The following is a 5,258-nucleotide window of genomic DNA, read 5'->3' as shown; positions in this document are numbered from 1 at the left end:
TTATAATAGTGATGGCAGTAAGTGGGCAAATTGATTATTTGTTGAAAAAAGATGTAGGCTTTAATAAAGAGGCGGTAATGTATACCTTCACAGCTTACGATTTCAACGACACAAGGAATCAAGTACTAAGGGACGAGCTTAAAAAGCATTCTTTTATTAAGGAAGTGAGCTTGAGTAGTGAAATGCTAATTTCTCAAGGGCTTTGGACTACAACAGTCAAAAAGGTGGAGGATACTAGTGATTTTGAATTAAGTATTCAGATAAAAACGGCTGACACTTCTTTTATAAATTTATTTGATGTACCGCTTATTGCAGGAAGAAACTACAGAATTGGATCTGATGAAACCTTAATTAATGAAATGGCTGCTACCAAATTGGGATTTAAAAGTCCTGATGAGGCTATTGGAGAAAGAATAAAATATGACACTGAACTGATTATTGTAGGGGTGATTAAAAATATCCATACACAATCTATGTATAGCGCCATCAGGCCTATGATGATAAAACCCAGTAATAGGGGCTTGTTTACCACCAATGTAAAATTGAAACCCAATATTGATTTGGTAGCCGCAAAAGAGCAAATGCAGGCAAGTTATCGCTCGGTTTATCCTAACGAGAGTCATGAGTTTGAATTTCTAGATAAAACAGTAGAGAATTTTTATCAATCAGAGTTAAGAATGAAACGTGTACTGGGATTTGCCACTGCTGTAGCTATTTTGATCAGTTGTTTAGGCCTTTTTGGATTGTCCTCTTTCACAATAGCTCAACGTACAAAAGAGATTAGTATCAGGAAGGTGTTAGGGGCTTCTTTGTCAAATATTTTAATGTTAATTACTAAAGAATATGCATTCTTGATTGCCATCGCGTTTGTATTATCCATTTTCCCTGCTTGGTATTTTCTGAACAATTGGTTGAGTAGTTTTCAGTACCGCATGGAATTATCTGTAGTTACTTTTATTTTGGCAGGTGTAATAGCCTTTATTCTTAGTATCAGTATTGTTGCCTTACACTCCCTAAAAGCAGCTAATAGCAATCCTTCGGAAGTTTTAAAAGATGAATAATTTGAATTAAATCTAGAGTTATGCTTAAAAACTACATCAAATACGCTATAAGATTCCTTAAAAGGAATAAAATGTTCACGCTGATAAATTGCATAGGTTTAACAGCCAGTCTGACTAGCTTTTTATTGATTTTAAGCTATATTCAATATGAAATATCCTACGATGATTTCATTAAAGACAAAGAAGATGTCTATAGAATAAATCTAGTTCGAAATGCCACGGGTCAAAAAGCTTCAGCCATTGGGCCACCCATGGGGCCTGCTTTAGAAAATGATTTTTCGGAAGTGGAAGCTACAGTTCGTCTGCGACATGCCAATAGCGTCTTAGTTCAGATCGAGGAGGAAGAATTCTATGAAAATCAGGTCTTTTATGTTGATTCAAGTTTTTTTGATGTCTTTAGTTTTCCGCTATCTAAGGGGAATCCCGATAAGGTGCTTTCTGAGAAGAATTCAGTTGTCATCTCGGAAAAATTAGCACAGAAGTATTTTGGAGATAAAGATCCAATTGGTCAGTTCATTACCTTGGAAAATGATCTGCTGCTTAAAATTACCGGAGTTTTAGATACACCTCCATCGCCTTCTCATTTGGATTTAGCAATGCTAATTTCGTTCCAATCATTTGAAGTACCTTTTGGATATCCGGTTACGCTCGAAACTTGGGGTTGGACTTCATTTCCCACTTATGTTAAACTGCAGGATAACTCAACAGCAGAAGCTTTTAATGCTAAGTTTGATGGGTTCATCACTAAATATATGGGAGAAGATGCTGCTAAGGCTATTGGAATGGAGCTTCAGCCTGTTTCTGATATTCACCTTCACTCGCAAGATATTTCAGAAAGAGATGGAACTGCACAAAAGGGAGATATAACCACAGTGTATGTATTGCTTGCAGTGGCAGTCCTTATTTTGATCTTGGCCATATTTAATTTTACAAATCTGTCCACCATGGTTTCTTTGAAAAGAATAAAAGAGGTGGGCGTGAGAAAAGCTTTGGGAGCAGAGAAGAAAGCTGTTTTTTGGCAGTATTCTATAGAATCTTTTTTGATTGCTATGGCAAGTATGAGTTCAGCATTGATCGTTGTTTTTCTTGCAAATGAGCCACTAAGTAATTTTCTAGGTTTACCCTTACTTATTGAATCTTACTTTGTTCAATATTGGCCCTTGATTTTAGGATTAACCTTAATAATAGGGTTCTTTGGTGGTGCATATTCTTCTATGAAGCTTGCTAATTTTACTCCAATAAAGGCCTTAGGTAATGCTGAAATAAATCAAAACAACTTTTTTAGTGTCAAAACATTATTAGTTGGCTTGCAATTCTTTATTACGATTGCTTTGATTATTGGGAGTCTGGTGATCAATAGTCAGATGGGCTATCTGCAGGAAAAAGAATTAGGGTTTGAGCAGGAAAATGTCCTTTCGATTCAAATGAATGGTCAATTATTAACTGAAAAATATGCATTAACGAAGGAAGTATTTCTTAAGAATGAATATGTAAATAATGTCACTTCCAGTGGGGAAATGTTCGATGGAAATAATGGCAGTGTTCCCTTGGTAAGCCGTGAAAATCAAGAGGAACGATTCCGAATCAACTTATTTTCAGCTAATCATGATTTTGCGAAGACATTAGGACTTGATATCCTTGAAGGTCGGGATTTTTCCGATCAGTATGCCAATGATTCAACCGGCTATATACTAAATGAACAAGCGATCGAAATGTTAGGATGGAATCAAGAAGAGGCCATTGGCAAAGAGCTTATTCTCAATGATGTTTGGCCGGGAGAGGTGATTGGGGTAGTGAAAGATTTCAACTATGCCAGCTTGCATGAAAATGTAGGGCCTATCATACTTTTTATTCCTCGTACTCATGTTGACAGAATTTATATCAAGACCAAAGATGCTGATCAGAAAGCAATCATTTCCTCTTTGAAAGCCGATTGGCAAAGTTTACATCCAAATTTGCCCTTTGATTATACTTTTTTGTCTTCCCATTTAGATGCTATGTACGGAAATGACAGGGTCTTTTCATTTTTAGTCTATGTTTTTTCTATCATTGCCATTATCCTTTCGTGTATGGGTTTGTATGCAGCAGTAGCCTATAGTATAGATGCTAGGATTAAGGAAATAGGGATCAGAAAGATTTTGGGAGCCTCGGTTGCACAGATCAGTTTGATACTTACAAAAAGGTTTTTACTGTTGATTTTGGTGGCCGCTATTTTGGCCATACCAATCACCACTATTTTTATGCAAGACTGGCTTGATAATTTTGCTTACCGAATTGATATAGAACCCATTCATTATATTTTGGGAGGGCTGATCACTTTGATTGTCACCGGTCTTACACTTCTGTACCGAACCCTAAAAGCAGCTAATTCAAATCCGGTTAGCTCGCTGAGGAGTGAGTAGTTTGTTGTTTGCCTGATTTTGATTGCTATTTAGGATTCAGAACGCCCGAAATCGGGCAATAGCATTGCAAATGTGAACATTTATGTAGCGCAAACTTTCGTTTATAAGGTTTATGGCTTGTTTTTCTCCTATGGCATCTTAATTGGATATTCACTCTATATTGTTTTAAGCAAAAATACAGACCATGTTCAAACATAACCTCCTGATCATATACCGCAACTTCAAGCGATTTAAAAGCACTTTCTTTATTAATCTTTTAGGACTTTCAACTGGCATGGCCTGCGCCCTGCTTATTTACTTATGGGTAAATGATGAGCTCTCAATGGATAAATTTCATGAAAATAATGATCAGCTTTATCAGGTTTATATGCACCATGAAGAGGCTGGAGCGATCCGTTCTGCCCCGCCAGTACCCGCTCTTCTGGCTGATGTATTGGAGGATGAAATTCCCGAAGTGCTTGTAGCTGTCGAGGATACCGAGACTAATGATTTTGGAGAAGGGTTTTCTCTATCTGTAGGGGAAGAAAGGGTAAAGGCAAGAGGGAAGTTTTCTGGTGAAGAATATTTTCAACTTTTCTCATTTCCATTTTTACAAGGGAATGCCCAAACGGCACTTTCTGATAAAAGTGGAATTGTATTAACTGAATCAACGGCAAAGCGACTCTTTGGAACTACAGAGGTGATTGGAAAAACCCTTGAATGGCAGATACTGAAATTCAAGGGGCAAGTTCAGGTTACTGGAGTTTTAGAAGATTTGCCGGACAATAGCACGGAATCTTTCGAATTTGTACTTCCTTTCTCAGTCTTTATTGATGATTTGATGGGTCAGGAGCGAAACCATTGGGGAAATTATATAGCACTTACTTATGTGCAATTGGCTAAAGAGGCAGATGTAAAGCAGGTAAATCAAAAAATAGCCCCTTTGATAAAAAACAGAGTGCAGGAAACAAATGTCCAACCATTTTTAAAGCAGTATTCAAGCAGGTATTTATATGGTAAGTTCGAAAACGGAAAAGAAGCAGGAGGCAGAATTACCTATGTGCGCTTATTTGCTATCATCGCTTTCTTTGTTTTGGCTATTGCCTGCATAAATTTTATGAATTTAAGTACTGCAAGGGCTTCAAGACGCTTAAAGGAAATAGGCGTAAAGAAAACCTTGGGAGCCAACCGACAGCAATTAATTTTTCAGCATTTAGGAGAATCTATTACCATGACGCTCCTTTCTTTAGGATTGGCTTATCTTTTTGTGATTTTACTTTTACCTCAGTTTAATGCCATTACTGATAAGCATCTGAGTATCGACCTTAATCCCAGCCTAATTTTAGCTACAGTTGGCATTACCCTCTTTACAGGTTTACTGGCAGGAAGTTACCCAGCACTTTATCTTTCGGGATTTAAGCCGGTGAGTATTCTAAAAGGGAAGCTGACTACCTCAATAGGGGAGGTCTGGACACGGAAAGGATTAGTGGTTTTTCAATTTGTCATTTCAATCGTGCTCTTGGTGTCGGTTTGGGTAGTGTATAAACAGATTGAATATGTTCAGAACAAAAACCTGGGTTACGACAGACAGCAAGTAATTAAAATACTCATTGAAGGAACTGTAGCTGATCGTTTAGAGCCTTTTATAAATCAGTTAAAATCCGTTCCGGGAGTAGTTAATGCTTCGGCCACTACGCACTCTGTAGTGAAAAGTGGCGCTTCTACTACTGGCGTTACTTGGCAAGGGAAAGATCCCGATAGCAATATTTTGTTTGAGCAAGCAAGGGCTTATTATGGTTTAATAGAGACATTAGGC

3 protein-coding genes are annotated in these 5,258 nt (G+C 37.5%); all 3 read left to right on the top strand.

Annotated elements, in window-relative coordinates:
* Positions 1-1,061: FtsX-like permease family protein (locus tag Q0L29_RS15445; protein ID WP_296623080.1), on the top strand; the 1,061-nt coding region annotated here is incomplete at its 5' end.
* 71 nt (positions 1,062-1,132) lie between these two features.
* A complete protein-coding gene (locus Q0L29_RS15440) occupies positions 1,133-3,463 on the top strand; it encodes an ABC transporter permease (protein WP_296623078.1) in 2,331 nt (776 codons plus the stop codon).
* Positions 3,464-3,647: 184 nt separating this feature from the next.
* Positions 3,648-5,258, top strand: a 1,611-nt coding sequence (locus Q0L29_RS15435) for an ABC transporter permease (protein ID WP_296623077.1), incomplete at its 3' end; no start/stop codon positions are given.

The organism is Marivirga sp. (assembly GCF_024636815.1).
Classification (GTDB): domain Bacteria; phylum Bacteroidota; class Bacteroidia; order Cytophagales; family Cyclobacteriaceae; genus Marivirga.
The sequence above is the reverse complement of the archived record's forward strand: the minus strand, read 5'-3'. Positions and strand labels throughout refer to the sequence as shown.